This window comes from Arcobacter sp. CECT 8985 (assembly GCF_004116495.1).
Lineage (GTDB): Bacteria > Campylobacterota > Campylobacteria > Campylobacterales > Arcobacteraceae > Malaciobacter.
In genome coordinates, this window is the sequence record NZ_PDKC01000059.1 from 1 (window position 1) to 4708 (window position 4708).

The 4708-nt window shown below is 24.5% G+C and carries 4 protein-coding genes; all 4 read left to right on the top strand.

All coding sequences use genetic code 11. From position 1 onward, the window contains the following. The first annotated feature begins 95 nt into the window (after positions 1-95). On the top strand, positions 96-2255 hold the full coding sequence (locus tag CRU93_RS13820; protein WP_164967703.1) for an ATP-binding protein: 2160 nt from the start codon (positions 96-98) through the stop codon (positions 2253-2255). Positions 2256-2309: 54 nt separating this feature from the next. Next, positions 2310-3041, top strand: a complete 732-nt coding sequence (locus CRU93_RS13825; RefSeq protein WP_129104776.1) for a CvpA family protein — start codon at positions 2310-2312, stop codon at positions 3039-3041. 17 nt (positions 3042-3058) lie between these two features. Beyond that, positions 3059-4573, top strand: a complete 1515-nt coding sequence (gene lysS / locus CRU93_RS13830) for a lysine--tRNA ligase (RefSeq protein ID WP_129104777.1) — start codon at positions 3059-3061, stop codon at positions 4571-4573. Positions 4574-4592: 19 nt separating this feature from the next. Next, positions 4593-4708, top strand: a 116-nt coding sequence (locus CRU93_RS13835) for a hypothetical protein (protein ID WP_164967641.1), incomplete at its 3' end; no start/stop codon positions are given.

Consider the following 4708-nt stretch of genomic DNA (forward strand, 5'->3'; position numbering starts at 1 on the left):
ATTATAAATAAAAAGTCAGGCTTTTTTAAATGATTTATAAAAAAAATAATAAATTTATATTCCTTTTTATATTATCTTTTCTTGTCATAATTTTTATGACAATTTTATACATAAAAAAAGAAAAAGATGATTTACTTGCATCAACTTATCAAAATAGTCACAAATCAACAAAAAAATTCATCTCAAGCCTAATTGAAGACAAACAAAATGCTACAATAACAATTGCTGTTGCTTTAGCAAAAGATGATAGATTATATAACTATATGAAAAATAAAGATTATGATCACTTTGAATACAATAAAATATCTAATCAAATGAGAAAATATACAAGATTTGAGAATGTCTGGATTCAAATAGTAAATAATAAAGGCCAATCTATCTATCGTTCATGGGATACATTAAAACATGATGATTTACACTTTAGAAAAGATGTTAAACAAACTTTAAAATCAAAAGATATTACTAGATCAATTAGTGTAGGGAAATATGACTTAAGTATAAAAGCAAGATGCCCTATTTTTGATTTAGACAATTCATTTTTAGGTTTTATTGAAGTTATTACTCACTTTAATTCAATTGCTCAAAAACTAAAAGAACACAAAATTCACAGTATAATTATTGTTGATAAAAAATTCAATAAAAGAATAAAATATCCATTTAGTAAAAGATTTATAAATGATTATTACCTTGTAAATAAAAATGCACAAAATAAGTATATTAATATCATAAAAAATAAAAATATAGAAGAATTTTTACACTTAAAAAAATACAAAATAATAGATAATAAACTTCTAATTTCATATAAATTAAAAGACAGAGATAATGAATATCTTGGTTCAATTCTTACTTTTATAGAACTAAAAGATATAGATACAAAAAAGATAAACCTTTATCATAAACAAACAATAATTTTAGCAACTGTTATTCTTCTTATTATTTTAATTCTTTTTATACTTTATGTTTATTATTTAAATTCTAGTCATTCAAAAAGATTAAATAGAAAATTAAAAAATCATATAAAACAATTAAGAATACAAGAAGGTAAAAAACAATCAATATTAGACTCTCAATCAAACATAATTGTTATTACAAATGGAGAAGAGATAATTAACGCAAATATTCAATTATTTGAATTTTATAAAAATGTAAGAAACTTAAAAGAGTTTAAAGAAAAATATTACTGTATTTGTAATACATTTTTAGATATAGATACAGACAATAGTTACATAAAAAACATAGATTATGATGGTAAAAACTGGGCAGAATATATTTTATTTAATTCCCATAAACATTTTAAAGTGGCAATTAAAAACCATAAAAATGTCATAAGACATTTTTCTATAAATGTATCAAAAAGAAAAGTTGATAATTATTTAATTGTAACATTAACTGATATTACGCACATAATGGAACAAAAAGAAGAACTAAAATATTTAAATAATAATTTAGAAAAGATAATTGAGAACAAAACAAAAGAATTAAAAGAGTTAAATGAATCTTTAGAAGATAAAATAAAAGATGAAATTTATAAAAGTAAAGAGAAAGATAGATTAATTTTTCAACAATCAAAAATTACTGCTATTGCAGATACATTAAAAAATATTGCCCATCAATGGAGACAACCTTTAAGTTCTATTAGTACTGCAACTAGTGGAATGCAATTACAAAAAGAGATGAATGTTTTAGATGATGAGGAGTTTGAAAGAACTTGTAATACTATAATACAAAATACTAGAAAACTATCAAAAACTATTGATAATTTCACTAACTATTTTATAGAAGAGAAATGCCACACTAATTTTAGTATTTTAGAAGCAACAAATAACTCAATAAAATTTCTAGAATCAATTTTTCATGAAAATGAAATTGAAGTTGTATTTAATTATGATCAAGATTTTATAATTAATGGTTTTAAAGTTGAATTTCAACAATGCATTACAAACCTATTAGATAACTCAATTTTTGCTTTAAGTAAAATAAAAGATAAAAATAAAAGAGTGATTTTATTAAATATAAAAAATAAAAAATTACATATTAAAGACTCAGGAAATGGTATAGAAGAAAAAAATCTTTCAAAAATCTTCGAACCATATTTTACAACAAAACACCAATCTTATGGAATAGGATTAGGATTATATATGGTTCATGAACTTTTGACTAAGCATATGCATTATAAAATTGATATTAAAAACTGTGAATTTTCGTATAAAAATGATACTTATAAAGGTGCTGAAATCATCATCGATTTTAATTAAACTTCTATTTGGAAAAACTTAGTTATAATACTCATTATTTACAAAGGAAATAAGTTGCAAGATTTTACTATTTTTGATATGGTTGTAGTCGGTCTTACAGTTATATTAGGTTTAAAGGGACTTTTTAGAGGTTTTATTAAAGAGGTTTTAGGATTAGTTGGAATTATTGGAGGGATATTTGTAGCTTCAAGATTTTCACTTGATGTGGGTAATATGATAGCTCCAATTTTAGGACTTGAAAGTTCTGCTACTATTAAACTAATAGGATTTATTGCTACACTTGTGGGCTTTTGGCTAATTGTCTATATAATTACAATAACTTTAAATAAAATAACAGATATAAGTGGACTTGGTGCAATTAATAGAATTTTTGGATTTTTATTTGGTAGTGCGAAAATCTTTTTAATTTTTTCAGTTATTGTTTATGCACTTTATCAAGTACAATCATTTAAGTCTTTTATTGATGAAAAAATAGGAACTTCAATAACTTTTCCTTATTTAGTTGATGTTGGTGGATATATTGTAAAATTAGATACTGCAAAAATTTCAAAAAATATTGAAAATGGTGTAAATAGCGTTGTTGATAAAACAAAAGAATCTATTAATAAATCTATCCAAGATAAAGTTTCAGAACAAATAGATCAAACAACAACAAATACAGTAAATCATGCAACAAAAATAAAAGAAGAAGTAGCAAAAAAAATTGAAGATAAAAAAGAAAAACTAGAACAAGCACAAGAAGAATCTAGTAAAAATAATAAAATAAATACAGAAGAAAACAAATAGCGTAAAGGATATACAGATTGTTTGAAAATAAATATATACAACAAAGAATTGAAAAAGCAAATACATTAAGAGAATTAGGTGTAAATCCATATTCAAATAAAAGTGAAAGAAATACAACAATAGCAAAATACATAAATGTAAACTCAGATATATTCCAATTAGAAAATAGAAGAGATGAAAATAGAAGTTATACAATATCAGGTAGAATTAAATTTTTTAGACTTATGGGTAAAGCTAGTTTTTTAAAAGTTGAAGATGAAAGTGGTGTTTTACAAATTTATGTAGCAAGAGATAACTTGCCAGAAGGTTTTTATAATAATATTTTCAAAAAGAATGTTGAAGTTGGTGATATTGTTGAAGTTAGAGGATACCCATTTGTAACAAATAAAGGTGAGCTATCTTTACATGTTGACAACTTAGTAATCTTAACAAAATCAATCTCTCCTCTTCCAGAAAAATACCATGGAGTTCAAGATAAAGAGTTAAGATATAGACAAAGATATTTAGACTTAATTATGAACTCTCAAGTTAGAAAAACTTTTCAAGTTAGAAGTAGAGTTATAAGTCTTACAAGAAGATTCTTTGAAAATAAAGGTTTCTTAGAAGTTGAAACACCAATGATGCACCCAATTGCAGGTGGAGCAAATGCAAAACCATTTGTTACACATCACAATTCACTTGGTGTTGATAGATACCTAAGAATTGCACCTGAATTATATCTAAAAAGATTAATTGTTGGTGGATTTGAAGCAGTTTTTGAAATCAATAGAAACTTTAGAAATGAAGGTATGGATGCAACACACAATCCAGAATTTACTTCAATTGAATTTTATTGGGCATATAAAACATACAAAGATTTAATTGAAATTACGAAAGAGTATTTTGATTTCTTATTTGAACATTTAGAACTTCCTACAGTTTTACCTTATGGTGAATTAAAAATAGACTTTGGTCAATTTACAGAAATTCCACTTATTGAATCTTTATCAACTATTGGTGGCGTTCCAGCTGATATTACTGAAAACAAAGATAAAATATTAGAGTATTTAAAAGAAAAAAATATTGAAGTTGATTCAAATTTAAATCTTGGTCAATTACAAGGTGAACTTTTTGATGAATTTGTTGAAGAAAAATTAATTAATCCAACTTTTATTACTGAATATCCAGTGGAAATATCTCCACTTGCTAGAAGAAGTGATGAAAAACCTCATTTAACAGATAGATTTGAATTATTTATTGCAGGTAAAGAAATAGCAAATGCATTTAGTGAGTTAAATGATCCACTTGATCAATTATCAAGATTCGAAGGACAAATGGCTGCAAAAGATAAAGGTGATGATGAAGCACATGAAATGGATGAAGACTTTGTAAATGCATTATCATATGGTATGGCACCAACTGCTGGTCAAGGAATTGGTATAGATAGACTTGTAATGATGCTTACAAATCAACACTCAATTAGAGATGTTTTATTATTCCCAGCAATGAAACCACTAAAAATAGAAGTTGATCCTAACGAAGATCAAGAATAGTAATTTATAGGAGAAAAGTATGAGTTACATAACAAATGCAAAACTAAAAGAAGCAGATAAAGAAGTATTTTCAATAATAGAAAATGAGCTTGATAGACAAACAAAACATTTAGAGATGATAGCAAGTGAAAACTT

Excerpts from the sequence above, each read along its gene's own strand:
- CRU93_RS13820 (WP_164967703.1), top strand. The coding sequence starts at position 96 with ATGACAATTTTATACATAAAAAAAGAAAAAGATGATTTACTTGCATCA.